The sequence below is a fragment of the Natrialba hulunbeirensis JCM 10989 genome, assembly GCF_000337575.1.
Taxonomy (GTDB): domain Archaea; phylum Halobacteriota; class Halobacteria; order Halobacteriales; family Natrialbaceae; genus Natrialba; species Natrialba hulunbeirensis.
The window spans coordinates 114,485-137,935 of record NZ_AOIM01000009.1 but is presented as its reverse complement, the minus strand read 5'-3'; the positions used below and the strand labels follow the sequence as shown (position 1 = coordinate 137,935).

The 23,451-nt window shown below is 62.8% G+C and carries 26 protein-coding genes and 1 tRNA gene; 9 read left to right on the top strand and 18 right to left on the bottom strand.

The window, feature by feature from the left end; all coding sequences use genetic code 11:
- Positions 1–61 precede the first annotated feature (61 nt).
- The 3 genes from C483_RS01965 (at position 62) to C483_RS01960 (ending at position 1,584) form a co-directional block, all read left to right on the top strand.
- The gene (locus C483_RS01965) at positions 62–547 is read left to right on the top strand and encodes a DUF456 domain-containing protein (protein WP_006651664.1); all 486 of its coding nucleotides are present in this window, start codon (positions 62–64) and stop codon (positions 545–547) included.
- Between the two features lie 70 nt (positions 548–617).
- Entirely contained in the window at positions 618–782 is a 165-nt protein-coding gene (locus C483_RS20320) for a hypothetical protein (protein ID WP_006651663.1), read from the top strand.
- A gap of 127 nt (positions 783–909) precedes the next feature.
- Entirely contained in the window at positions 910–1,584 is a 675-nt protein-coding gene (locus tag C483_RS01960) for a twin-arginine translocation signal domain-containing protein (RefSeq protein ID WP_006651662.1), read from the top strand.
- 129 nt (positions 1,585–1,713) lie between these two features.
- Here the strand turns inward: C483_RS01960 and C483_RS01955 are convergent, their stop codons facing one another.
- Entirely contained in the window at positions 1,714–3,480 is a 1,767-nt protein-coding gene (locus C483_RS01955) for a glutamate--tRNA ligase (RefSeq protein ID WP_006651661.1), read from the bottom strand.
- Positions 3,481–3,683: 203 nt separating this feature from the next.
- Between C483_RS01955 and C483_RS01950 the strand changes: the two genes are divergently transcribed.
- A complete protein-coding gene (locus C483_RS01950; protein WP_006651660.1) occupies positions 3,684–4,910 on the top strand; it encodes a mechanosensitive ion channel family protein in 1,227 nt (408 codons plus the stop codon).
- A 59-nt stretch (positions 4,911–4,969) separates the two neighbouring features.
- Here the strand turns inward: C483_RS01950 and idsA3 are convergent, their stop codons facing one another.
- Both idsA3 and C483_RS01940 read right to left on the bottom strand, forming a co-directional pair.
- On the bottom strand, positions 4,970–6,019 hold the full coding sequence (gene idsA3, locus C483_RS01945; RefSeq protein WP_006651659.1) for a geranylfarnesyl diphosphate synthase: 1,050 nt from the start codon (positions 6,017–6,019) through the stop codon (positions 4,970–4,972).
- A 1-nt stretch (position 6,020) separates the two neighbouring features.
- Positions 6,021–7,373, bottom strand: coding sequence for a ribonuclease J (locus C483_RS01940; protein WP_006651658.1), 1,353 nt, complete (start codon positions 7,371–7,373; stop codon positions 6,021–6,023).
- Positions 7,374–7,778: 405 nt separating this feature from the next.
- Here C483_RS01940 and C483_RS01935 point away from each other — a divergent pair, with 405 nt between their 5' ends.
- Positions 7,779–10,001 (top strand): amino acid permease, encoded by a 2,223-nt coding sequence (locus C483_RS01935; protein WP_006651657.1) that lies wholly within the window; start codon positions 7,779–7,781, stop codon positions 9,999–10,001.
- A gap of 200 nt (positions 10,002–10,201) precedes the next feature.
- Here C483_RS01935 and C483_RS01930 read toward each other — a convergent pair whose 3' ends face one another.
- Positions 10,202–10,966 (bottom strand): isopentenyl phosphate kinase, encoded by a 765-nt coding sequence (locus C483_RS01930; RefSeq protein ID WP_006651656.1) that lies wholly within the window; start codon positions 10,964–10,966, stop codon positions 10,202–10,204.
- Positions 10,963–11,949: a mevalonate kinase gene (gene mvk, locus C483_RS01925; protein WP_006651655.1), complete on the bottom strand. Its 987-nt coding sequence runs from the start codon at positions 11,947–11,949 to the stop codon at positions 10,963–10,965. Before mvk ends, C483_RS01930 begins: the two co-directional genes overlap by 4 nt.
- A 170-nt stretch (positions 11,950–12,119) precedes the next feature.
- Between mvk and C483_RS01920 the strand changes: the two genes are divergently transcribed.
- From C483_RS01920 to C483_RS01905, 4 genes are all read left to right on the top strand, one after another.
- Complete coding sequence (locus C483_RS01920) at positions 12,120–13,349, top strand: sensor histidine kinase (protein ID WP_006651654.1); 1,230 nt, start codon at positions 12,120–12,122, stop codon at positions 13,347–13,349.
- A 145-nt stretch (positions 13,350–13,494) separates the two neighbouring features.
- Entirely contained in the window at positions 13,495–14,424 is a 930-nt protein-coding gene (locus tag C483_RS01915) for a thiamine-phosphate synthase family protein (RefSeq protein ID WP_006651653.1), read from the top strand.
- Between the two features lie 170 nt (positions 14,425–14,594).
- A complete protein-coding gene (locus tag C483_RS01910) occupies positions 14,595–15,800 on the top strand; it encodes a DUF354 domain-containing protein (protein WP_006651652.1) in 1,206 nt (401 codons plus the stop codon).
- 44 nt (positions 15,801–15,844) lie between these two features.
- Complete coding sequence (locus tag C483_RS01905; RefSeq protein ID WP_006651651.1) at positions 15,845–16,903, top strand: glycosyltransferase family 4 protein; 1,059 nt, start codon at positions 15,845–15,847, stop codon at positions 16,901–16,903.
- A gap of 30 nt (positions 16,904–16,933) precedes the next feature.
- Here C483_RS01905 and C483_RS21025 read toward each other — a convergent pair whose 3' ends face one another.
- The 13 genes from C483_RS21025 to C483_RS01845 all read right to left on the bottom strand — a co-directional run bounded on the left by C483_RS21025 (position 16,934) and on the right by C483_RS01845 (position 23,388).
- The gene (locus tag C483_RS21025) at positions 16,934–17,062 is read right to left on the bottom strand and encodes a hypothetical protein (protein ID WP_006651650.1); all 129 of its coding nucleotides are present in this window, start codon (positions 17,060–17,062) and stop codon (positions 16,934–16,936) included.
- 185 nt (positions 17,063–17,247) lie between these two features.
- Positions 17,248–18,039, bottom strand: coding sequence for a 30S ribosomal protein S2 (rpsB, locus tag C483_RS01900; protein ID WP_004213966.1), 792 nt, complete (start codon positions 18,037–18,039; stop codon positions 17,248–17,250).
- On the bottom strand, positions 18,036–19,247 hold the full coding sequence (gene eno, locus C483_RS01895; protein ID WP_006651649.1) for a phosphopyruvate hydratase: 1,212 nt from the start codon (positions 19,245–19,247) through the stop codon (positions 18,036–18,038). The genes rpsB and eno overlap by 4 nt, the downstream gene beginning before the upstream one ends.
- Positions 19,248–19,250: 3 nt before the next feature.
- The gene (locus tag C483_RS01890) at positions 19,251–19,427 is read right to left on the bottom strand and encodes a DNA-directed RNA polymerase subunit K (RefSeq protein WP_004213963.1); all 177 of its coding nucleotides are present in this window, start codon (positions 19,425–19,427) and stop codon (positions 19,251–19,253) included.
- Positions 19,428–19,447: 20 nt separating this feature from the next.
- Entirely contained in the window at positions 19,448–19,642 is a 195-nt protein-coding gene (locus tag C483_RS01885; RefSeq protein ID WP_006167943.1) for a DNA-directed RNA polymerase subunit N, read from the bottom strand.
- 12 nt (positions 19,643–19,654) lie between these two features.
- A complete protein-coding gene (locus C483_RS01880; RefSeq protein ID WP_006651648.1) occupies positions 19,655–20,053 on the bottom strand; it encodes a 30S ribosomal protein S9 in 399 nt (132 codons plus the stop codon).
- Complete coding sequence (locus C483_RS01875; RefSeq protein ID WP_006651647.1) at positions 20,047–20,502, bottom strand: 50S ribosomal protein L13; 456 nt, start codon at positions 20,500–20,502, stop codon at positions 20,047–20,049. The genes C483_RS01880 and C483_RS01875 overlap by 7 nt, the downstream gene beginning before the upstream one ends.
- Positions 20,499–20,852: a 50S ribosomal protein L18e gene (locus C483_RS01870; RefSeq protein WP_004213957.1), complete on the bottom strand. Its 354-nt coding sequence runs from the start codon at positions 20,850–20,852 to the stop codon at positions 20,499–20,501. Before C483_RS01870 ends, C483_RS01875 begins: the two co-directional genes overlap by 4 nt.
- Positions 20,853–20,965: 113 nt before the next feature.
- Positions 20,966–21,050 (bottom strand) — tRNA-Leu (locus C483_RS01865).
- Positions 21,051–21,207: 157 nt separating this feature from the next.
- Positions 21,208–21,957 (bottom strand): DNA-directed RNA polymerase subunit D, encoded by a 750-nt coding sequence (locus C483_RS01860; protein ID WP_006167946.1) that lies wholly within the window; start codon positions 21,955–21,957, stop codon positions 21,208–21,210.
- Between the two features lie 3 nt (positions 21,958–21,960).
- Positions 21,961–22,350: a 30S ribosomal protein S11 gene (locus C483_RS01855; protein ID WP_004213955.1), complete on the bottom strand. Its 390-nt coding sequence runs from the start codon at positions 22,348–22,350 to the stop codon at positions 21,961–21,963.
- Between the two features lies 1 nt (position 22,351).
- Positions 22,352–22,873 (bottom strand): 30S ribosomal protein S4, encoded by a 522-nt coding sequence (locus C483_RS01850; RefSeq protein WP_006651646.1) that lies wholly within the window; start codon positions 22,871–22,873, stop codon positions 22,352–22,354.
- Positions 22,873–23,388, bottom strand: a complete 516-nt coding sequence (locus C483_RS01845; protein ID WP_006651645.1) for a 30S ribosomal protein S13 — start codon at positions 23,386–23,388, stop codon at positions 22,873–22,875. Before C483_RS01845 ends, C483_RS01850 begins: the two co-directional genes overlap by 1 nt.
- Positions 23,389–23,451 lie beyond the last annotated feature (63 nt).

The following is a 23,451-nucleotide window of genomic DNA, read 5'->3' as shown; positions in this document are numbered from 1 at the left end:
CGAGACGGTGCTGTCGCTGGGAGGCGGTACGGCTTTCACGCGGGCGGGTGTCGAGTGTGGTATGGTGGACGTGGTCTTGCTACTCGCGGTTGCGTTGCTCGCCGCCGGCGTCGTCGGGACCGTCATCCCACTCGTTCCCGGCGGCTTGCTCTCACTGTCGGGTGTCTACTTCTACTGGTGGCAGTCCGGCTTCGCAGAGCCGGGGACGGTTACGATGATCGTATTGACGATTCTCGGGCTCGTGACGCTGTTCGTCGAGTTCTTCGCGGGGTCGATCGCGGCGCGAGCGGGCGGGGCCTCCTGGACTACGACAGGTCTCGCTGCCGTCGTCGGCATTCTGTTGATGCTCGTCACCGGTCCGCTCGGATTGCTCGTCGGTCTGTTTGGGACCGTCTTCGTCGTCGAGTTCGTCCGGGCCGGTGATGTCAACCAGAGCACTCAGTCGGCAATCTACGCGACGCTCGGTATTCTGGCCTCGACAGCAGTGCAGGCGCTTCTGACAGTGTCGATCCTGTTCGGATTCCTCATCGGCGTCTTCGTCTTTTGATCCCGTTTTGTTCAATTCCAACCCGCGAAAGCCGCGAAAAGACTGAGTCACTCGCCGTCGTGTCTCCGCTATGGAATGTGCCGAATCGGACTGTGAGCGGGCCGCCACGGTCGAGTTACACATCCCCTGGGCCGACAACCGCCTCGTCTGTGCTCCACACGCCCGCGTGCTCGGTCGCCAGGACGGTGTCGTCGCCGACCCGAGTCCAGACAGCGCAGACGAGTTACTCGAGTAGCACTCGGGGACAGTCGTCGTATACTGAACGTATGTTGTAAAAGTAAACCAGAAATGGACTCAAAAACTGAGAATATCATCAGTTTGCCGGATTTGATTTAACATCTCTCGGCGACGTAGAGGCAGGTATGGCAGAAAACAATTCCAAGACTCGGCGAACGATCCTCAAGGTGGCGGGTGCTGTCGGTGCAACAGCGTTCCTCGCAGGCTGTGCGGACGATAACGGGAACGGCGAGGAGAACGGCAACGGCGACGAGCCAGCGCCGGATGAGAACGGCGACGAGAACGGCAACGACGAGCCGGATGACGAGAACGGAGAGGCGATTGAGCCTGACACCGTAATCGAACTCGACGCGCAGACGGCAGGCTGGGTCGGTATCGAACCAGAAGAGATCGCAGACGAGGAGAACCCGACACTCACGCTTGAGGATGGTGCAGAGTACGAAATCGGGTGGGAAGAAGGCGACGGCAGTACCCACAACATCGAACTCGTCGACGAAGACGACGAAGTCGTCGATGACTACGAGACTGACGAAGCAGACGAAGGTGGCGACGATCAGTTCATCGAGTTCGAAGCAACCGACGATATCGCGGAGTACGTCTGCCGACCGCACGAGGGGACGATGCGCGGCACGATCGAAATCGTAGAGGCAGAGAACGGCGAAGCGGACGAGGACGCTGAAGACGAAGAAAACGGTGAGGAAGAAAACGGCGAGGAGGATAACGGAAACGGTGACGAAGAGAACGGCAACGGCAACGACAACGACAACGGTGATGAGGAGAACGGCAACGACGACAACTAACGCCACACCCGCGACCAGGTAGCCCACAGCAACGCCGACACACCACCGCTCGCTACCTGCTTTGTGCCGCCACCGTCTCAATTTTCACTGCCGAAATACACAGCACATCGCGCTCACGCAGGTGAGCGCCTAGCTGTGCGTATAGTATGCGACCGTCTCGTCGTCCTCGTGGCGGTCGATCCGAGCGAAGCCAACACGCTCGAACTGCACCAGCTCGTCCGACTCGAGTGCACCCACTTCGGGCTCTGCCTGTCCGGCGACGTCACCCGTCACCGTCCGCAGCCGGACGGGGACACTCTCGGCTGCTGGCACCCAGTGGATAACGTCGACGTCACCCTCGCGAACCACGTCGATGTCCTCGCCGGTGTACTGGAGCGTATCGCGGGTGTACTGGAAGCAGCCAAGCCCCTTGAGCCAGATGCGCTCCTCGCGGGCTGGCAGGTCGTCGGACTCGAGTAGCACGGCATCGCCGACGGGAATCTCGCGGACGCCGCGTTCCTCGTGGTTGGGGTGTAGCGGCGGGTTGGCCTCTGCTGGCGGACTGCCGCCGAGTGGGAGTTCGACGCCGTCGCGGACGAGGAATCGGCGGTCGGTCTCGTCGTCGACCAGGTCGCGGTTGTTCGCGTAGACGGAACTCATCGCGAGGTCGACGTCGCTGGTCGAGGTACCGAGTTCGACCATCGCGTCGACGATGGCCTGGCCGCGGATGCCGCGCCGGCGGAGGCTCTTGAGCGTCGGTGCGCGCGGGTCGTCCCAGCCGTCGAGTTCGCCCTCCTCGATCAGTTCCGAAATCGTGGAGGTGCTCATCTTCACGTCGTAGGCGTCGACCTGGACGTGGCCCCAGTGGACGACTTCGGGGTAGTCCCAGCCGAAGTAGTCGTAGACGAACTGCTGGCGCTTTGCGGAGTCCTGCAGGTCGATGCCACGGATGATGTGCGTGATGCCGATCAGGTGGTCGTCGACACCGGACTGGAAGTCGAGCATCGGCCAGCAGCGATACTCACTGGCTTCCTCGCGCGGGTGGGGCGTGTCGATCATCCGGAACGCGACCCAGTCACGCAGCGCGGGGTTCTTGTGCTCGATGTCGGTCTTCACACGGAGGACCATCTCGCCGCTCTCGTACTCGCCGGCGACCATGTCCTCGAACTCCGAGCGGACCGTTTCGACGTCCTTCTCGCGGTGGGGACACGGCTCGCCCGAGTTCTTCAGCTCCGAGAACTCCTCGCCCGAGCAAGAGCAGGTGTAGGCCCCGCCCAGGTCGATCAGTTCGTGGGCGTGCTCGTAGTACGTCTCGAGTCGGTCGCTCGCGCGGAAGATCTCGTCCGGCTCGAAGCCGAGGTACTCGAGATCCTCGAGGATCGCGTCGTAGGCCTCGAGGTCGGGACGCTTCGTCTCGGGGTCGGTGTCGTCGAAGCGCACGCAGAACCAGCCGTCGTAGCGCTCGCGGTAGGTGCCGATGACGGCGGGCATGCGGGCGTGGCCGACGTGCCACGGGCCGTTCGGGTTCGGCGCACAGCGCATGCGGATGTCGTCGTGCTCCTCGGCGTCCTGACGAGCCTGCGAGTCAGGGCTCGTGGAGCCTGGCTCCACGGCGTTGGGGAGCGACGGCAGGTCGTGTTCGTCCGCCTCGTCCTCCGCTTCGATTTCGGCGAGTTCCTCGGGCGCGAGCTCCTCGAGTCGCTCGCGCTTTTCGTCGTAAGAAAGGTCGTTGACCTGGCCGATGACGCCGCCGATGACGCCCGGGATTTCGTCCCCGTGCTCGCGGAAGTCGGGGTTTTCGCCCATCAGCGGCCCCATGATGGCGCCGACGTTGGCGTCGCTCTCGTGTTTGACGGCGTTCAACAGCGCGTGTTTCTCGGCTTCGCGCTCGATCCGTTCGCGGAGATCGTCGTTCATTACTGGGGGGTATTCATGCACGGACCAAAACCTCCGCGGTGTCGGGTCGTGCGATTCGAGTTGGGTTAGGTTAGTTCGGGTTGGTTCGGGTCCGTTCAGGCCGGATCGTGTAGGGGAGAGCCGGCACACATCGGTTCCAGCACAGTACCGTCGCACGCAAGTAACACCCTTAGAACGGCAGAGCAACGAGCGCCACATCCGAAATGACGTTCTCCCTCTACCGCGACTGGATACAGGACGTACTCTACGGCTCTCCGCCACTGCAACTGCTCACTAGCATCGCCGTTATCTTCGCACTCGTCGCGTTATTTGCGTTGATTCGAAGCCTGCGACGTCTCCTCGGCGACCGCTATACGCGAAACTTTGCTGAAGCAGTCGAGATGGCCGTTCTCGCTGGGAGCGTCGTCGTTGCATCGTACGTTCTTGCCGACATCTGGGCACTCTCGTTCGTCTTCGAGGAGGTTCTTGACGCCATCTTCGTCGACAGATTCACCGGTATCCGCGGTGCGGTGTCGGTCGCGATTCTCATCACCGGCTATCTGCTCATTCGAATGGTCAACCGCTCGTTCGACCGCCTCTACCGAGAAGACCTCATCACGAACCACCAGAAAGAGGTCGCCTACCACACGGCCGACGCCGGTATCTTCGTCGTCGCAGGGCTGGTCATCATGTCGATCTGGGGGATCGAACTGACGAATCTCATCCTCAGTGCTGGTGTCGTCAGCGCCGTCTTCGGGCTAGCCGCTCAGAAGACCGTCGCCGCGTTCGTTGCCGGCTTTCTCCTCCTCTTTACGCGCCCCTTCCGGGCCGGCGACTGGATCGAAGTCGCAAACCAGAACGAGCGCAAAACCGCCGGCATCGTCCAGGACATCACCATTTCACACACGAAGATCCGGACGTTCAACGACGAACACGTCCTCGTCCCGAACGACGAACTCACCTCGAACGAACTCATCAACTACTCGCGAAGCAATCGCCTCCGCGTCGACATCGAACTCGGCGTCGACTACGAGACTGACCTCCATCGCGCCCGAACCATCATCCGAGACGCTATCACCGATATCGACATCATCAGCCCACTCAAAGAGCCCCAGGTCGTCTCCAAACGCTTCGGCGACTCCGCGGTCGTACTCGAGTTACAGTTCTGGATCGAGGACCCGAAGCGCAGACGCGTTTGGCAGGCCCAGACGGTCGTCATCGACGCGATCAAGGACGCGTTCGAGCGTGAAGCGATTACGATTCCGTATCCCCAACGAACGCATCAGGCGCGCGGTGATCGTGGGTTTCGAGTGGCATCGACGGGGTCGATGGAAGGGGACGGAGAACTCGAGTCCGACGTGAGAGAGTCGCGAGCAGAACCGGAGACGGAGGCTGACACGGTAGAGTCCCAGACGGAGCCAGAGAAAGACCAGGAGGTCACGAACAGGTAGCACGCAGCAGAAACGAAAGCGGTCGTGTGGTTGTGGTGGCCCGTGTGCGAGCCAGCCAATTAGTAACCGCGTTCGATCAGATAATCCGCGATCTCACACAGCAACTCGCGGGCCTCGTTGTCCGGCAGGACATCGAGACGGTTCTTGCCCTGTTCGACCAGATCGCGAGCCGTCTCGTTGGCGTAGTCGATCGAGCCGGCCTTCTCGAGTTCGGCCACAGCGTCGTCGATCTCCGCCTCGGTGACGGCGTCGACGTCTTCGGTGTCGACGAGCCCCTCGATGTCGACGCCCTGATCGCGGGCGTGGACGGTGATAAGGGTCTGTTTCTCCTCGACGAGGTCGCTGCCGCGCTGTTTGCCGAGTTTGTCGCTCGGAACGGTCAGGTCGAGCACGTCGTCCTGGATCTGGAACGCGCGGCCGATGTCGAGGCCGTAGCCGTACAGTGCGTCGATCGTCTCCTGGTCGGCTCCCTGCAAGATTGCGGGGAGGCAGGCCGACGCCGCATAGAGGACGGCGGTCTTCTGTTCGACCATCTCGAGGTACTCCTCGGGCGCGACGCTGTCGCGCTTCTCGAAGGTGACGTCGAGTGCCTGGCCCTCACAGATCTTCGTGCAGGTCGTCGCGAGCACGCCGAGTGCGTCGACCGTTCGAGACGGTTCCGCACCCGTCTCGAGCATGATCTCGAACGCCTTCGAGTAGAGCGTATCGCCGGCCAGAATGGCCGTCTCGAGGTCGTACTCACGGTGGACGGCGGGAACGCCGCGTCGAAGATCGTCGTCGTCCATGATGTCGTCGTGGATCAGCGTGAACGACTGGATAACCTCGACGCTGACCGCGGCGTCCATCATATCGATCTCGTCGCCGTTCAGTGTCGGGAACGACCGGTAGTCAGTCGACAGTGGCTCGACATCTGCGAGTGCTTCCGCCGCCGCAAGCAGGACGGTCGGTCGTAGTCGTTTTCCACCTGCATCGAGCAGGTACCGCGAGGCTTCATAGAGCCGTTCGGGATCCTGGATCGGTAGCTCGTCGGGAATTGCCTCGTTGACGAGTTCCCGCCGCGCCCGGACCGCCTCGAGTACCGTCTCTTCTCGTGCCTTAGAGGTCGTCATATCACTCGACAAGCTGGATGAGGTTGCCGTTGCGCGAGACGTGCACGTCCCGTCCCATCTGGTACCCCTCGCTCTCACAGAGCTTGACGTAGCCCGACAGCCCCTTCAGGTCCTGGTGGGCCGGAATGATGTTCTGGGGCTGCAGTGCGTCGAGCATCTCGTAGTGGCCCTCCTGGTTCAGGTGGCCGGAAACGTGGATGTCGTCGTAGACGCGAGCGCCCTGCATGCCCAGCAGCTTTTCGGCCTGGTAGCGCTGGCCTTCGTTGGTTGGCTCCGGAATCACGCGAGCGGAGAAGACGACCTTGTCACCGTCGTCCAGTTCGTACGGCGTCTCGCCGCGGGCCATGCGGGTGAGCATCGCGCGTGGCTCGCCCTGGTGGCCCGTCACGACGGGCAGGTAGTTCTCCTTGCCCTCGTTCATGATCCGCTTGAACGTGCGGTCGACGGACTTGCGGTGGCCGAACATGCCGAGGTCGTCCGGGAAGTCGACGAAGTCGAGTCGCTCTGCCGTGCCGGAGTACTTCTCCATCGAGCGCCCGAGGAGGACCGGCTGGCGGCCGATGTCCTTGGCGAACTCGACGAGGCTCGTGACACGCGAGATGTGGCTCGAGAACGTCGTGGCGACGATGCCGCCGTCGTAGTCCTCCATGCTGTAGAGGACGTCCCGGAGGTGCTCGCGGGCGACGCTTTCAGAGGGCGTCCGGCCCTTCTTGTTCGCGTTCGTACAGTCCTCGATGTAACAGAGGACGCCTTCACCTTCGCGACCGATCTCACGGAAGCGCTCCATGTCGATGGGGTCGCCGAGGACCGGCGAGTGGTCCATACGCTTGTCCAGTCCGTAGACGACTGCACCTTCGGGCGTGTGCAGGACCGGGTTGATCGCGTCGATGATCGAGTGGGTGACGTTGACGAATTCGAGGTCGACCTTACCGGAATCGCCGATCGACATCGTCTCGCCGGCGTCCATCTTGATCAGGTCGTTCTCGACGCCGAACTTCTGTTCGCCCTCGATCTGTTGCTTGACCAGTTCGATCGTAAAGGGCGTCGCGACGATGGGTGCGTCGTAGCGGTGGGCCAGCTTGGAGATGGCTCCGATGTGGTCCAGGTGGCCGTGCGTCGGCACGATAGCCTGCACGTCGCCTTCGAGGTCGCTCATGATCCGGTCGTCCGGAATTGCGCCCATGTCGATCAGGTCGAGACTGTGCATCCGCTCGGTTTCGACGTTGTCGTGGATGAGAACCTGCGAGAGGTTCAGCCCCATGTCGAAGATAACGACGTCGTCACCGGCGCGGACAGCAGTCATCTGCCGTCCAACTTCTTCGTAGCCGCCGATTGTTGCGATTTCGATTTCCATAGTTCGTAGCACTGAAAGCCGCGTATTGACTCTCACCGAAACAGTCCGCGGACTCCTGCTCGTACGGCCCCGGCGTCTTACAGCGCGTCGGCCATCCCGCTATGCGTTCGGCATAGTGGCGGTGTGACGACGCCGTTCGTCGCCAGTACCGCCCCGAGACGCACTTGCCCGCGGGTTTCGCTACTGCCATCTACACGCCCGGGTGTTAAAAACGCAGTGGGTTGGTCCCCCACCGCAATTGAGCTACTCCGAGAAGTACTCACCACCACCGATTGCACGCTGAAACTGAACGGCTGTCACACAATTTGAGACTCTTGCGGCAACACTTTCATTTAATTCCGGAATATCGCCCACTCGGTTCCGAGATGCGAAGGTTTCTAACCTTCCGTTCAAAACACGTGAGTAATGGCGAAGGATCTCGAACGCGACCTTGGGCTGTTCTCCGTTATCGCGATCAGTATGGGCGCGATGATCGGTAGCGGTATCTTCATCCTGCCTGGCATTGCGATGGCCGAAGCCGGGCCCGCAGTTATCCTCTCGTTCGTGATCGCTGCGATTCTCGTCGTGCCGGCCGCACTGAGTATCGCCGAACTCGGAACGGCGATGCCAGAAGCCGGCGGCGACTACGTCTTCATCGAGCGCGGGATGGGTCCCGCCGTCGGGACGATTGCCGGTCTCGGTACCTGGCTCATGTTGATGCTAAAGGGTGCGCTCGCGCTCGTCGGCGGCATGTTCTACCTTGAAGCCGTGATGGCACTCCCGAGTATTGAGGCAGTCGCGGTGACGTTCGCGCTTATTTTGATCGCCGTCAACCTGATCGGCGTTAAACAGACCGGTGGCCTGCAACTGATTATGGTCATCGTCATGCTTCTCATCCTCTCTGTCTTCGTCGCTGGTTCGATCATCCGCGTCGACGGTGCGAATTACGACCCGTTCTTCACCGAGGGGCTGGGCGGCGTCTTCACCGCGACTGCAACGGTGCTCGTCTCCTACGCCGGCGTCACGAAGGTCGCCGCCGTCGCCGAGGAGATCGAGAACCCTGGTCGGAACCTCCCGCTCGGCCTGCTCGCCTCGCTCGTCGCGACCTCGATCCTCTACGCGCTGCTCGTCTTCGTCCTCGTCGGCGTCATTGAGGGCGAGACCCTCGCCGGCGAAGAAGCGCCGATGGCCGAAGCTGTCGACGTCCTCTTCGGGGAGTTGTTCCTGTTCGCGATCGTCCTCGCCGCACTGCTCGCACTCGTCAGTACCGCGAACGCCGGTATTCTGACCGCCTCTCGCTATCCACTCGCGCTGAGCCGTGACAACCTCTTCCTCGACGTTTTCGAGTACATCCATCCGCGCTTCGCAACGCCGATCGTCGCCATCGTCACCACGGGCGCGTTCATGATCTTCGCGATCCTCACGCTCGATGTCGAACAGATCGCGAAATCCGCCGGCGCGTTCCAGATTCTCGTCTACATCCTCGTCTGTGGCGCACTGATCGCGTTCCGCGAGCGCGATCTCGAGTGGTACGACCCCGACTTCTACACGCCCGGCTATCCGTGGGTCCAGCTCTTCGGTATCGTCTCCGGGGTGTTCATCATCGGCTGGATGGATCTGCTGCCGATCGCCGGCTCGATCGGGATCGTCATCTTCGGCTACGTCTGGTACAAGTGGTACGGCGAGTCACGTGTCGAACGCGAAGGTGTCGCCAAGGGACTCGCACGCCGACAGGCCGGCCGCCAGTTCGTCCGGGACACCGAAGAACAGCTCGCGGACGACGACCAATATGAAATCCTCATTCCGATTCGTCGCGACGTGACCAGAGAGCAAGAAGACGCGCTGATTCAGCTCGCCGCACCGATCGTCCGTCGACAGGGCGGTCGAATCCGCGTGGTCCGCTTCGACGAAGTCCCCGACCAGGTTCCCCTCGACACCGCCGCCGAAGAGCTCACCTCCGAGGACGCCGAGTTCGAAGAGCGAACGGACGACCTCGTGCGCTACCTCGGCATTCCAGTCGAAGTCGGCGAAATCGTCAGCCACGACACCCGCCACGCGGTCGTCAACTTCGCCGAGCGAACCGGGGCTGACCTCGTCCTCGCCCGGCAGAAACCGGCGAGTCGGCTCGATACGCTCTTTGGCCGTGACACCGACTGGATCATGGAACACGCGCCGTGTGACGTAGTCTTCGTCCAGCACGAACAGCCGATCGACCTGGATGAAATCGCAATCGTCACCGATCGCAGTCCGTTCAACGACCCTCTCAAAGTCGAACTCGCCGACGCGATGGCCGACGTTCTCGATGCCCGCGTCCGCTTCGTCTTTACCGTCTCCGAGGACGCTCCCGAAGAACTCGAGGAGACGATCGAGGAGTACCACGCCGAACTCGACGAACTCTGCACCGTCCCCGTCGAGTCCTCGATTCTCCGAACGAACGAAACGATCGACGATCTGACCGAGGAACTCGAGTCGGCCCAGCTCGTCATGCTGAGTACGATGACCCACAGGCGACTACCGGACCTGCTCATCGAGCAGCGTTCGGACCGGATCGCAGCCTCGATCGAGGGGCCGGTGTTGCTGGTCCACTCGAAGAAAACGCGCCGTGGGTCGTTCTTGCGGCCGATTTTGGATCGGGTGCTGTTCAAGTAGCTACCGTGTAGCCGACCCCGACCCCGACCCCGATTCTGACCCCAATCCTGTACCAACTCAGATTCCGAGCTCAACCCCGCCAACCCAGATTCGGACCCCTATCCGGATGCCGATGCCGCTCCAACCCCAATCCCGGCCTACCCCCGTCCCAGATCTCGAGTCACACCGTAACCAAACGTCGCGGCGAGGATTCGATCCGATCAGCGAACCGTCGTCCCGGGCTCATCCCCCGCCAGGAACGGTTCAATATCGGCGAGGCCGAAAATAGACGCCTCCGGTTCGAGTTCGAGCAGCGCCTGTACCTTCGCGGCCATCCCGCCCGTTACGTCCGTCGCCTCGCTCTCACCGAGAATATCTGCGACGGCATCGAACGACGTGATTTCGGGCACCACCTCCTCGGCATCGTCGAGCACGCCGGGCACCGTCGAACACAGACCGATGCGATCCGCATCGAGGCTGCGAGCGAGGTCGACGACCAGTTCGTCGCCGCTGACGACGGTGGCGCCCTCGCCGGCGTGGGCGACGAGATCACCGTGGAGGACGGGGACGAATCCCTCCTCGACCAGCGTCTCGACCTGCTGACTCGGCAGTGTGAGGTCGCCGCCCGAATCGCGGTGAGCGGTGGAAAAGGGGTGGACCGGTACTGCCGGGACATCGTACTCGAGTAGACGGCTCAGGACGAACTCGTTGAGTGTCGTCATCGCGCCATGAATATCGTGGACGGCTGCGGGGTCGTGGCTTCCAGCGGTCGTCGTCACGCCGTGTTCGCTTGCGTTGTGGTGGCCGAAGCTGCCGCCGCCGTGGACGATGACGAGGTCCTCGATAGCGTCGTCGTCACTGTCCTCGTCTCCAGTTTCGAACGCGCTCGAAACGGCCGCCGCTGCCGCCGCGAGCGACTTCCCGTCGAGGGTTTCCGGGCGGTCTTTCTCCGTAATCGCGCTGCCGCCGAGTTTCAGCACGATCATTCGATCCGGCGCACCCCCTCTTCTGCGAGTTCGGCACGGAACGCGTCCTCACAGCCCGGTGTGAACGAGAGGGCCGTCTCGGTCTCGTCTGTCGGATCGAGCGCGACGATACAGCCGCCACCGCCGGCCCCTGTGAGTTTCGCGCCGTAGGCACCGGCGTCTCGAGCGGCCCATACCATCGTATCGAGCGAGCGCGAGGAGACGCCAAGCGCCGAGAGCAGGCCGTGGTTGAAGTTCATGAGTCGACCGAGTTCCTCTACATCGCCGGCAGCGAGCGCTTCCTCGCCGTTTCTGACGACGTCGCCGACCGTTTCGACGGTGTCCGCGGCGAACTCGTACTCCTCGCGCAGGTTTCGCACACCGGCGACGAGTTCGCCGGTTTCGCCGGCACCGCCATCGAAGCCGATGACGATCGGCAGATCCGGCGCGTCGAGCGAGCGACAGTCGTCGCCCTCGACGCGAACCGCGCCGCCGGTCGCCGAACAGAACGTATCCGCGCGGGAGGCCTGGCCGTCCTGTACGTCGTATTCCGTCCGGTAGGCCCGTTCGGCGAGTTCGGCGGGCTCCAGTGTGGTGCCGAGCGCACGCGTGCCGGCGTCGATGGCGGCGACCACGACGGCCGCGGAGGAGCCGAGTCCGGCACCCAGCGGAATGTCACTCTCGATCGTGACGTCGAAGCCGACGTCCTCCTCCCCAGTCACGTCGCGGACCTGTTCGATCGCGCTGTCGACGTACTGCGTCGCGGCGACGAGCAACGACTCGGAGACGTCGATGTCAGGTCGCTCGCCGGCGTCGCCGCCGTACTCGACCGTGAAGCCGTCCAGGCTGAGGTCGTCCGCGTGGACGCGAAGTTTGCTGTCGTCGCGCCGTTCGACGCCGACGCGTGCCCGTACCTCGATCGCACACGGGACAGCCGGTTCGCCGTAGACCACCGCGTGCTCCCCGAAAAGATAGACCTTGCCAGGGGCGCTCGAGACTGTCATAGCCGGCCGTTCGTCCGACGATGATTAATACCTATTCACTCGTTTCGACCGAAACGCTCCGTCCCACTGGGCACCCTGACATCGCAGTCGAACGCGACCAGTACGGCTACGAGACCACGAGATCACACTGACCGCGCGCCTCAAATACAATCGTCGCCTACTCGAACTGCATGATCCGCCAGTCCCGGTACATCTACCTGCTGGGTGCGCTCTTTCTGCTCATCGGTACCGGCCAATCGCTGCTCAAGATCGCGAGCGGCGGCGCTGTTCTCGAAGCGACGATCGATTTCGTGCTCATCGGGTTTGCAGGCGTACTCTTTCTCTCGCTCGGACGCTGGCTCTCGCGGTCGGAGTTGGGCCCCGAAGAATACCCTCGCATCGTTGGCTGGTGTCTCGCCGGTATCAGCGTCATGTTCGTCTTTCTCGTCTTCCGTGCAATCCACCCCGGCGTCGTCGGTTCGTTCACCTTCGGCGAGCGGGCGCTCGCGCTCGCACTCGGCTCCATCGCCGGTCTCGCCATTGGGGTCCACGACGCACAGGCACGCACCCGGCAGCGCGAAATCCGACAGCGCAACGACGACCTCTCCGCGATACAGCGGGAACTCGAGAAGCGAAACGAGGCTCTGATCGAAACCCGCGAGGAACTTCGCCGAACTGTCCGCCAACTCGAGGCGTCGAACGAACAGCTAGATCACTTCGCCTCGACCGTCTCGCACGACCTGCAGGAACCACTTCGGATGATCTCGCGCTACCTCCAGTTGCTCGACGAGCGGTACGCCGACGAACTCGACGAAGACGCCGCCGAGTTCATCGACTTCGCTGTCGACGGCGCGGATCGAATGCAGGCGATGGTCACCGGGTTACTCGAGTACTCGAAGATCGACAGGCAAGCAAACGGTGGGCAGTTCGAGCAGATCGATATCGAGCAGACGGTGCAGGACGTGCGGACGGATATGCAGATTCGGATCGACGAGAGCGATGCGGAGATTACGACGGAGTCGCTGCCACAGGTCTACGGCGATGCAAGCCAGCTCCGGCAGCTGTTCCAGAACCTGGTCAGTAACGCGATCGAGTACAGCGGTGACGAGCCGCCGCGTGTTCATGTGTCTGCGACACCGAGTAATGCAGGCTCTGGGTGGGTGTTTACGGTTCGCGACGAGGGGATCGGGATCGAGCCGGCAGCACAGGACCGGATCTTCGAACTGTTCCAGCGGCTGCACGCACTCGACGATCACAGTGGCTCGGGAATCGGATTGGCGCTCTGTCAGCGTATCGTTGAGCACCACGGTGGGGAACTCTGGGTCGAGTCCGAGCCAGGAGTTGGGTCTGCGTTTTCGTTCACGCTGCCGGCACAGCAGGTGGCATCTGACCACGTACAGCGTGACCGTCTTCCGGAGTAGGGAGTAAGCAAGAGGTAGGAAGCGCCCTCGTGCTATGGATTGGGGACTGAGGACTGGAGAGTAAGGACTTGGGACCGGGGACCGGAGTTCGGGCACCGGAGACCGTGGAGGCGAATTTAAGCCGGTGACGTTCGAACCCGGTGGTATGACCCTCGTCTTGCCGAGCGAACTCGTCGTCGACCGGTTTCTGCCGACGGTTCGTGCGATGCTCGCGACCCAACTCGCCGAACGCGGGATGACCCAGCAAGAAATCGCCGCCAATCTCGGCGTGACGCAGGCGGCAGTGAGCAAGTACGTAAGCGGCGAAAACGGCGGCGACGACCGCTTTCGTGACGATCCCGAAACGATTGCAACGGTCGATCGAATCGCCGACGGGCTCGCGAGCGGCGAGATGGACGGCTACGACGCACTCGCCGAACTGCTCTCGCTCGTACGGACACTCGAGGACCGCGGTCCAATTTGTGAACTCCACGAGGAGGAGATGCCCGAACTCCAGGGCCTCGGCTGTGATCTCTGTGTTCGTGGCCTCGACCCCGACGTGCGGACCGAACGGGACGTACTCGCCACCGTTCGCACGGCCGCCCGAACACTCGCCGCGACGCCCGGTATGGCAGCACTCGTCCCGAACGTCGGCACGAACATCGGCATGGGACTCCCCGAGGCGCGCGACGAAACCGATGTCGCCGCCATTCCCGGGCGCATCTACGCGATGAGCGGACGCATAGAAATCCCTGCAAACCCCGAGTTCGGTGCGTCGAAACACGTCGCAACAGCAGTTCTTGCCGCACAGGACACCGACCCCGACATCCGCGGCGCGCTCAACATTGCGACGGACGACGACCTTCTTGCCGCCGCCGAGGCGCTTGGCTACGAACCACTCGAGTTCGACGCGGAGTACGAAGACCGTGGGACCCACCTCCGGGAGCGGTTTGCAGAGCGAGGTGGGGTGCCACGGGTCGCCTACCACTGCGGCGCGTTCGGAATCGAGCCGACGACGTTCGTGTTCGGCGACACGGCCGAGGATGCAGTCGCGTTGCTCGGGGAGTTGTTCGACGAAGCGGCGGACGGGCAGTAGTGGCGTTACGTCACGGTGACAGAGAGGGCAGTTCCCGGCCTCATTTCATCTCGTTTTGACACTGTTTCACGACCGTTTCACACCCCTTAGAACCGTTTCAGTAGACGCGACTGTTCTATCGAGTGGCTAGTAATAGGCGCTGGAGGAGACGTCCGAACTGAGAACACACGATGGACATCGTGATCACGATACAGCACGCGGCGAACGTGCACTTCTTCAAGCACGTCGTGGGGGAACTCGAGTCGGCGGGCCACGACGTGTTCGTGTTCGCCCGTGAGAAGGGTGTGGTGGGGGAGTTACTCGACGCCTACGGGATCGACCACGAACTGCTCTGTGGGGAGCCACGGGGATGGCTCGGTCTCGGGCTGACACAGCTCTGCTACGAGGCCCGCCTCCTCCGACGAGCGCGGTCGATCGATCCGCATTATATCCTGACCAGCCACGGCATCGCCGCCAGCCACGTCGGAACACTGGTCGATGCCGAGAGCCACGTCTACATCGACACCGAGACGATGATCAACGGCGGTAACCGACTCACGATCCCGTTTACGGACGTGCTCTACACGCCCGATAGCTTCCGCGAAACGTACGACGCCGAGCACGTCAGGTATCCCGGCTATCACGAACTGGCGTACCTCCACCCCGACCGGTTCGACCCCGATCCAGATCGGCTACGCGCCCACGGCGTTGACCCCGACGAACGGTACGCCGTCCTCCGCCTCGGCGCGTGGAACGGCAACCACGATATCGGGAAGGCGGGCATCTCGGCCGCCGGCCGACACAAAATTGTCGACGAACTCGCCGCCGACGGCCGCGTCTTCGTCGCCGACGAGGGGGACGGACCGCTGCCGAGCGGTGCGGAACCGCTGCCCGTCCCGCCTGCTGACTTTCACCACCTGCTCGCGTTCGCCGACCTCGTCGTCGGCGAGGTCGCGACGACGACACTCGAGGCCGGCCTCCTCGGCACGCCGACCGTTCGGATTAGCCCCTTCGCCGGCGCGTCGGAGATGGGGAAGTTCCGTGAACTCGCGGAGTACGGGCTCGTCCGCTCGTTCCATACGGACCACGAGACGACGGCGATCCGCGAACTGACGCGACTCTACCGCGATCCGAGCGCCGCGTCGAACTGGGCAGACAGACGTGAGGCGCTGCTCGCGACGAAAATCGACGTCACGCAGTACGTCCTCAGCCAGATTCTCGCGGATGTGCCTGAACCGACGCCGGACGACCGCGATCCGGGACCGACGCTGGCGGCATCCGGTTCCGGTACCGATCCCGGGGCCGATGCCGGGACCACGGTGACACACCATCCTGGATCACGCCCAGGCCAAGACTCGCCGCCGCGGCCCGACCGCCCGTCCGTGAACCGAAACTGAATCTGCACCTGCCCCTGCACCCAGCCCACACCAACTCACACACCATGATACGCGTCCTGAGTCTCACCACGACCGCCTGGCGAAGTTTCTACCAGTCACAGCGCACTGCACTCGAGTTCGCCGGCGTCTCGGTCACGACTCTCCCCGTCCCGGGCGAGCACCGCGCGGTTGACGACGAGGTCCGCCAGCGGACGATAGCCGACTACGCTCGATACCTCCCGCAGGTGCTCCAGGAGGCCCGCGGGGAGTACGACCTGATTCACGCGAACTACGGGTTGACGGTCCCGTTTGCGCTGGCCGCGTCGAGAGCGCCGGGGGTCGGTCGAAGGGGACGAGCAACCGGACGACTCCCCGTCGTCTGCACCCTCTGGGGCGGCGAGTACCGCGCCAACCCCTACGAGCCGCTGATCAGACGCGCCGTCGCGCAAACTGACCGCGTGATCGTCCCCTCGAACGCCATGGCCGAGCGCGTCGATCACCCCTGCGACGTGGTTCCGTTCCCGGTCGACACCGATCTGTTCCGGTCGATTCCGAAAGCCGAGGCTCGCGAGCGCGTCGGCTGGGACCAGGATACGCAAATCGTCCTCTTCCCCTACGCGCCCTCGCGAGACGAGAAGAACTTCCCGCTCGCCAGGCGGGTGGTCGATGGTGTTGAGAGGGTACTCGAGTCCGAGTCCGACTCTGAAATCACCCTCAAAACCGTCGCCAACCAGCCCTACGAGGAGATGCCTACCTACCTGAACGCCGCGGACGCACTCATCCTCACCTCGCGCTTCGAAAGCGGTCCGATGACCGTCAAGGAAGCCGCTGCGTGCAACACACCAGTCGTCGCGCGTGACGTTGGCTTTGCGCGGGACGTGCTTGGGGACGTGTCGAACTCTCCAGTCACACTCGGCGAGGACAACCTGGTGCGTGACTTGGCGAGGGTACTCGAGTCCGACGAGCCCCCGGACGGCCGGGAGAAACTCGCCTCGTATACGGTGGAGACGATGGGAGAGCGACTTCGGACGGTGTACGAACAGTGTCTTGCGGGTGAGGGCGGACGGCAGAGTAGTCAGTCACCACAGCAGGCGGAAGTGTCCCCGTCTTCGGACGGACACTGACCCATACAATCTGGCTCGCGGTTGGCAACACTAGAACAGTGCAAACGCCACACCGCGGTAGAGCAGACCGAGCACGAAGACCGCGATCAGTGCACCGGTCGCGAGGATGACTGCGGGCGGAAGTCGTTCCTTCTCGAAGGAGAACAGCAGGTCGTACATCTGATATGCGTATTCGGTATGGGCCCTACCTAATTCCTTCGCTCGTCAGTTGGAGTTGGAGTTGTTCACGTCCTGCTTGCGAGATGTCACAGCGGCTCCGCAGAGAACAATTCCTAGCGTATGAACTGGAGCGGCAAAGAAAACGATCAGCAACAGCGCCGGAACGAAAAACTCTCGAAACTACGTTAGACGCCGCTCTCGAAGTCCTCGAGCGAGTAGGACGGCTCTGCGCCGCGTCGGTCGAGGACCTCGTTTGCGAGCAGCCAGTAGACGACCGAGAGGGCCTTGCGACCCTTGTTGTTCGTCGGGACGACGAGGTCGACGTTACTGACCTGGTTGTTCGAGTCACACATCGCGATGACTGGGATCCCGACCGTGATCGCCTCTTTGACTGCCTGGGCGTCACCGATCGGGTCAGTAACGACGACGACATCGGGTTCGATGTAGCCGTCGTACTTTGGGTTGGTCAGCGTTCCGGGGATGAAGCGGCCGGTGCGGGCGCGAGCGCCCACAGCTTCGGCGAACTTCTCTGCCGGGAAGCGACCGTACTGGCGCGAAGACGTGACCAGAATCTGTTCTGGGTCGTAGTTCGAGAGGAAGTCCGCGGCCGTGCGGATACGGCCGTCGGTCTTCGAAACGTCGAGGACGTAGAGACCGTCGGTACGGACGCGGTGGATGAACCGCTCCATGTCGTTGGTCTTCTGCTGGGTACCGATGTGAACACCGGCACCGAGGTAGTCCTCGACGGGGATGAGCAGGTCGGCCTCCTCGTCGGACATTACGTCGTCGTCGAGGGTTGGACCCGTGTCTTCCTCCGCTGCTGGTTCTGCCTCGGCGTCAGCCTCAGCGGACTGTTCGTCAACTGGCTCGACGTCTTCCTCGGGATCGGCGGCGGGGCCAGCACCTTCTGCTGGCTCCTCGTCGATCTCCTCTTCGGCAGCGTCGAGCCCTTCCTGGGTTGCGTTGTCGTCTGTCATGTCGCGTCGTCTGCGATTCTGATGAGCTCGTTGAGCTTGGCGGTTCGCTCGCCGCCGACGGCACCCGTCTTGATGAACGGTGCGTCGGTCGCGACGGCGAGGTGTGCGATCGTCGTATCCTCCGTTTCGCCCGAGCGGTGTGAGACAACCGAGTCGTACCCGTTCTCGGTCGCGAGTTCGATCGCGTCGAAGGCGTCGGTCAGCGTGCCGATCTGGTTTGGCTTGATCAGGATGCTGTTTGCCGCACCCTGGTCGATGCCGTCGGCGAGTCGGTCCGTGTTCGTCACGAACAGGTCGTCACCGCAGACCAGCGTTCGATCACCGACCGTGTCGGTGAGTTCGGCAAACGCCTCGTAGTCGTTCTCGTCGAGCGGATCCTCGACGTAGACCAGATCGTACTCGTCGACGAGGTCGGCGATGTACTCGATCTGCTCGTCCGTGTCGCGGCTGATGCCTGCTGACTCGTACTCGTACGTTTCCGGGTCGGCGTCGTACATCTCGGCCGCAGCAACGTCGAGCCCGAATCGGATCTCGAAGCCAACGTCGTCTTCGACCTTCGAAACCGCCTCGTCGACGATCTCGAAGGCGTCCTCGTCGTCGATCGATGGTGCCCACGCACCCTCGTCGCCCTTGCCCGACGGAACGTCGCGCTCCTCGAGTAGGTCTGCGACAGCGCCGTGGACGGCTGCGTTCGCGAAGACGGCGTCAGCGACACTTGGTGCGCCGACGGGTGCTGCGAGGAACTCCTGAATGTCCGTCGCGTCTGCGGCGTGTTCGCCGCCGCCGACGACGTTGCCGAGCGGAATCGGGAAGTTCTCGCCGCGGAAGGCACCACCTAAGTGCTGGAACAGCGGCGCGCCGAGCACGTCGGCACCGGCCTTCGCGGCGGCCATCGAGATGGCGACGGCGCTGTTTGCGCCAATTTTCGAGAAGTCGTCCGTGCCGTCTGCGGCGTGGAGAATCGAGTCGACCTCGCGCTGGTTGCCAGCGTAGGCCTCACCGACAAGTCGCGGAACGGCGTGTTCGCGGGCCGCAGCGATCGCCTCGGACGGCGGCCGCTCGACGGCTTCGTACTCGCCGGTGCTGGCACCGCTCGGTGCCGCGGCACGGCCAAAGCCGCCGCTCTCGGTGAGCACGTCGGCTTCGACCGTCGGGTTCCCACGCGAGTCGAGCACGCGTCGGAGTCGAACGTCGGTGATGAGCGTCATCGCTTACTCGCCTCGCTTGACCGTAAACGGCAACACGCCGGCGTCGTACTCCTCGGCGGCGATCAGGATCGGCTCGGTCTGATCGGACTCGGTTAGCACCGGTGCGCCGTAGGAGACCTGCAGCGCTCGTGCGCCGAGGATACGGGCTTTCTCGTAGCGGTTGTGGCGTTGTTGTTGCATTGTTACAGTTGCTGTTGCTGTTACTGGTAAGGGGAGACGACATCGACCAGGTCAGTGTGACTGACGAGCATGCGCCGACAGCAGTAGCGGTCGACACCGAGTTCGTCGAGGACCTCTTGTGGGTCCTCGTCGCCCTCGTTCGCTCGTTCGTCGAACTCTTCCCAGTGTTCGCCGACGACCGTGCCACAGGTGAAACACCGAACCGGTACCATCATTGTTGAATCACCTTAGCGGTAGGACTTCTGGTAGCGGGCCCGAGCGCCGGGACCGCCCCACTTCTTTGGTTCGGACTGGCGAACGTCGTTGACCAGCAGCGAACGGTCGAACTCCATGAACGCGTCGCGGAGTTCGGCGTCGTTCGAGTGCTGGACGATGCCGCGTGCGATAGCGGTGCGGACGGCGTCTGCCTGACCGCTGATACCGCCACCTTCGACGCGGACGTCGATGTCCACGCCGTCGCGCAGTTCGTCGCCTGCGATACGGAACGGCTCTAACATCTTGAGCCGGGACATCTCGGGTTCGACCAGTTCGACTGGCTTCGAGTTGATACGGACACGACCCTCACCCTCGCTTACGGTTGCGCGGGCAACGGCCGTCTTCTTTTTGCCACTCGTGTTGGTTACCATGTAACGTTAGCACCGAGTTGGTCAGAGACTTCGCCCAGGTGGACGAAGCGGATGTTCGAAAGTCGGTCCAGCGACGTATCGTCGAGGATCTCGGCCTCGCGGTCGTCGTCGTCCTCGTACGGGTTGCCGACGTAGACACGAACGTTGTCGAGCGCTTCGCGACCGCGTGGCTTCTTGTACGGCAGCATGCCACGGACGGAGCGCTTGAAGATCGTGTCCGGTCGCTTCGGGTAGTACGGACCTCTGTCGGACCCCAGCTGGAGTCGCTTGCGGTAGGTGCCGAAGATATCTTCCTTGTCGCCGGTGATGACGGCGTCTTCAGCGTTGACGATTGCGACGCGCTCGCCGTCCAGGGCGCGCTGGGCGACCTGGCTGGCAACGCGACCGAGAATACAGTCGCCGGCGTCGACGACGATGTCTGCGTCGAACTCTGCGATGCTTGCGCTCATCGAATCACCCGTACGTTTGCCCCATCTGGGTTCTCTTCGAGCACGTGCTCGAGCGGTACTGTTTCGCCGACCTGGTCGATCTTCGTCTCTGCGGACGACGAGAAATCGACGGCGGCGACGGTAACGTTCTTCTGTAGTGCGCCGGAGCCCAGCACCTTGCCGGGAACGACGACAGTCTCTTCCTCGCGTGCGTATCGTTCGATACGGCCCAGGTTTACCTCAGCGTGGGTGCGCCGGGGCTTTTCGAGACGATCCGCAATATCCTGCCAGACGTCGGCGTCCGTTTCGCGGGACGTCGACTTCAGCTCGGCGATAAGATCGTTGAGCCTCGGATTGGTCTTGCTACTCATTGGTTTCCTCCAAATCTGCGTGATCGACACGAGAGTCGTGTCGAGTGGAATCGATGATCGCTACTCGACGGTGTGTCGAACGCGATGACCGATACACTGCTGACGAGAAGTGATGCAGGGAGCAGGATTTGAACCTGCGGACTCCTACGAGACAGCGCCCTGAACGCTGCGCCGTTGGCCTGACTTGGCTATCCCTGCTCGCACTTCCGTCTACCCGTCGCCCCTTCAAACCCCTTTCGATTCCAGCTTCTCTGCAGACGCGAGCGCCAGCGGCGGCCTCGCTGCTCACGGCACCACCGCTGAAAGCGAGCTCGCGGTCGTATCGGTTGGATCGGGGGCGTGGGTTCATCTGTCGTTACAGCTGTACTGCGTTTTCGAGTTCAGTCGCGCGCGATTCGATCGTGTCGGCGGCGCGTGTGACCAGCTCCTCGACCGAGAACGAGCCATCCGTCTCCACGTGGAAGACGAACGAGTTTGGCACGTCCTCGAGTGTAACTTCCTGTCCGGGATACCGGTTCGAGAGGTCGTGGTCGAACTCGCTCGTTGGAACGAGCTCGCCGTCCTCCTCGATGACGCCGCGAACGATGCGGCGATCCGGCTCCTCGAATTCAGGAAGGTCCTCGACGGCGGCGACACGCTGTAGGTGGCGGTAGCCAACTGCGACACCGCCCTGGTGTTTTGCGTGGTCCTTGCCGCGGTCGAGTACGGCGTCCGCCTCGGCCTCGAGACGCTGTCCGTCCTTGAGGTCGATGATCGGGACGTTCTCGTCTGCGGGCTGAACGAGGTCGTCGCTCGAGACGAGATCGCCCGAGTAGGCGGTTGCTGGCCCTTCGACGTCGATCGAGAGCGTCACGGTGTCGTCCTCGACGAACTCGCCGACAGGCGGGGTCGTCAGCGGAACGAGCCCGAGTCGAAGCGCGAGCTGCTCGTCGAACATGACCGACGAGTTCTCGACGAATCGAACGGTGTCGATCGCCATCGTCGGCACGTCTGCAAGCATCGCGCGTCGAATCCCGTTGGCGAACGCAGGCGTGATGCCCTGGACGAGGAATCGTGCGTCACGATCCTCGCGTTCGACGAACTCGACGTCGTACTCTGCACTCATGGTCTAGTAGCCGCCCTTTCCTTTGGGTGCGCGCGATCCGTCGTGTGGGATCGGCGTGACGTCCTCGATGCGGCCGATCTCGATGCCCGAACGGGCGAGTGCGCGGATCGTTGCTTGCGCGCCTGGACCGGGGGACTTCTGGAGGTTGCCGCCAGGGCCACGCACGCGAACGTGCAGACCCGTGATGCCGGCAGCCTTGACCTCTTCGGCGACGGACTCCGCCATCTGCATTGCAGCGTATGGCGATGCCTCGTCGCGGTTCTGCTTGACGGCAGTTCCGCCGGAGGACTTCGTGATCGTCTCCGAGCCCGTGAGGTCCGTCACGGTCATGATGGTGTTGTTGAACGATGCGTGCACGTGGGCTACGCCCCACTTTTCGTCGTCCTGACTCATGTTACTGACCCTCCGCTCGCTCTGGGTGGAGGTCGTCCGCGAGTGGGCTGGTCTCGTCGAACGCAACGAGGTCTTCCTCGTCGACGTCGACGACGTACGATGGAACACGGTGGCGCTGCTCACCAACGACCACGTGGCCGTGGATGATGAACTGACGCGCCTGCTGTGGCGTGTTCGCGAGGCCCTTGCGGTAGACCACCGTCTGGAGGCGGCGTTCGAGGACGTCCTCGACCTCGAGCGACAGAATGTCGCCGAGTTCGTCCGCCTCGTCGAGGATGCCGACGCGCTTCAGGCGTCCGAGGAACTCCTCGGAGCGGCGCTGGACTACCTCGTCATCCTGTGGCTGGCCGAGCAGGTCACGAGCCTCGCGCCGGTAGGAGCGAAGCTGGGACTGTGCTCGCCAGAGCTCTTCTTTGTTCGACAGGCCGTAGCGGTCGAGCAGGGAGTGCTCGGTCGAGATCCGTTCACCCTGGTATGGATGGTTTGGCGTCTCGTACTGCTTGGTATCGGTTCCAAGCGGCATTATTCGTCACCCTCCTCGGCCGCTTCCTCGGCCTGTTCTTCGCGGATCTCTTCGACGTTGACTCCGATGGTGCCCTCCGTACGACCGGTGGACTTGGTTCGCTGTCCGCGGACCTTCTGGCCGCGCTTGTGGCGAGTCCCTTTGTAGGAGTCGATCATCTTCATCCGGTTGATGTCGTGCTGACGGCTCAGCTGGAGATCGTTGCCGATCTCGTGGGTTGTTTCGCCGCTGTAGAAGTCGTTCTGGCGGTTGTTGAGCCAGTCTGGAACTTCCTCGGCGTAGTTCTCTACGAGTGTAACGACCTCGTCGATGACGTCCTCGTCGAGTCGGCCGAACGTTGCCGTTCGGTCGACACCCGCTTTCTCGGCGATGAGTCGGGCGGTCCGGCGACCAATCCCGTTCATCTCCGACAGCGAGCGCTCGACGGACTTCGTCCCGTCAAGGTCGGTTTGACCGATGCGGACGAAGTACTGCAGGTCTTCGTCCTCTTGCTCTTGGGGTTCTTCCGCGCTCATATGTCGTGTATCAGTGTCTGGTCTGCAGCGGTGCAATCGACTGGCAAAGGTCGCCAGTCTCGG

Coding starts and splice junctions, on each gene's coding strand:
- C483_RS01965 (WP_006651664.1), top strand. CDS start 62: ATGGTGGACGTGGTCTTGCTACTCGCGGTTGCGTTGCTCGCCGCCGGC.
- C483_RS20320 (WP_006651663.1), top strand. CDS start 618: ATGGAATGTGCCGAATCGGACTGTGAGCGGGCCGCCACGGTCGAGTTA.
- C483_RS01960 (WP_006651662.1), top strand. CDS start 910: ATGGCAGAAAACAATTCCAAGACTCGGCGAACGATCCTCAAGGTGGCG.
- C483_RS01955 (WP_006651661.1), bottom strand. CDS start 3,480: ATGAACGACGATCTCCGCGAACGGATCGAGCGCGAAGCCGAGAAACAC.
- C483_RS01950 (WP_006651660.1), top strand. CDS start 3,684: ATGACGTTCTCCCTCTACCGCGACTGGATACAGGACGTACTCTACGGC.
- idsA3 (WP_006651659.1), bottom strand. CDS start 6,019: ATGACGACCTCTAAGGCACGAGAAGAGACGGTACTCGAGGCGGTCCGG.
- C483_RS01940 (WP_006651658.1), bottom strand. CDS start 7,373: ATGGAAATCGAAATCGCAACAATCGGCGGCTACGAAGAAGTTGGACGG.
- C483_RS01935 (WP_006651657.1), top strand. CDS start 7,779: ATGGCGAAGGATCTCGAACGCGACCTTGGGCTGTTCTCCGTTATCGCG.
- C483_RS01930 (WP_006651656.1), bottom strand. CDS start 10,966: ATGATCGTGCTGAAACTCGGCGGCAGCGCGATTACGGAGAAAGACCGC.
- mvk (WP_006651655.1), bottom strand. CDS start 11,949: ATGACAGTCTCGAGCGCCCCTGGCAAGGTCTATCTTTTCGGGGAGCAC.
- C483_RS01920 (WP_006651654.1), top strand. CDS start 12,120: ATGATCCGCCAGTCCCGGTACATCTACCTGCTGGGTGCGCTCTTTCTG.
- C483_RS01915 (WP_006651653.1), top strand. CDS start 13,495: ATGACCCTCGTCTTGCCGAGCGAACTCGTCGTCGACCGGTTTCTGCCG.
- C483_RS01910 (WP_006651652.1), top strand. CDS start 14,595: ATGGACATCGTGATCACGATACAGCACGCGGCGAACGTGCACTTCTTC.
- C483_RS01905 (WP_006651651.1), top strand. CDS start 15,845: ATGATACGCGTCCTGAGTCTCACCACGACCGCCTGGCGAAGTTTCTAC.
- C483_RS21025 (WP_006651650.1), bottom strand. CDS start 17,062: ATGTACGACCTGCTGTTCTCCTTCGAGAAGGAACGACTTCCGCCCGCA.
- rpsB (WP_004213966.1), bottom strand. CDS start 18,039: ATGACAGACGACAACGCAACCCAGGAAGGGCTCGACGCTGCCGAAGAG.
- eno (WP_006651649.1), bottom strand. CDS start 19,247: ATGACGCTCATCACCGACGTTCGACTCCGACGCGTGCTCGACTCGCGT.
- C483_RS01890 (WP_004213963.1), bottom strand. CDS start 19,427: ATGCAACAACAACGCCACAACCGCTACGAGAAAGCCCGTATCCTCGGC.
- C483_RS01885 (WP_006167943.1), bottom strand. CDS start 19,642: ATGATGGTACCGGTTCGGTGTTTCACCTGTGGCACGGTCGTCGGCGAA.
- C483_RS01880 (WP_006651648.1), bottom strand. CDS start 20,053: ATGGTAACCAACACGAGTGGCAAAAAGAAGACGGCCGTTGCCCGCGCA.
- C483_RS01875 (WP_006651647.1), bottom strand. CDS start 20,502: ATGAGCGCAAGCATCGCAGAGTTCGACGCAGACATCGTCGTCGACGCC.
- C483_RS01870 (WP_004213957.1), bottom strand. CDS start 20,852: ATGAGTAGCAAGACCAATCCGAGGCTCAACGATCTTATCGCCGAGCTG.
- C483_RS01860 (WP_006167946.1), bottom strand. CDS start 21,957: ATGAGTGCAGAGTACGACGTCGAGTTCGTCGAACGCGAGGATCGTGAC.
- C483_RS01855 (WP_004213955.1), bottom strand. CDS start 22,350: ATGAGTCAGGACGACGAAAAGTGGGGCGTAGCCCACGTGCACGCATCG.
- C483_RS01850 (WP_006651646.1), bottom strand. CDS start 22,873: ATGCCGCTTGGAACCGATACCAAGCAGTACGAGACGCCAAACCATCCA.
- C483_RS01845 (WP_006651645.1), bottom strand. CDS start 23,388: ATGAGCGCGGAAGAACCCCAAGAGCAAGAGGACGAAGACCTGCAGTAC.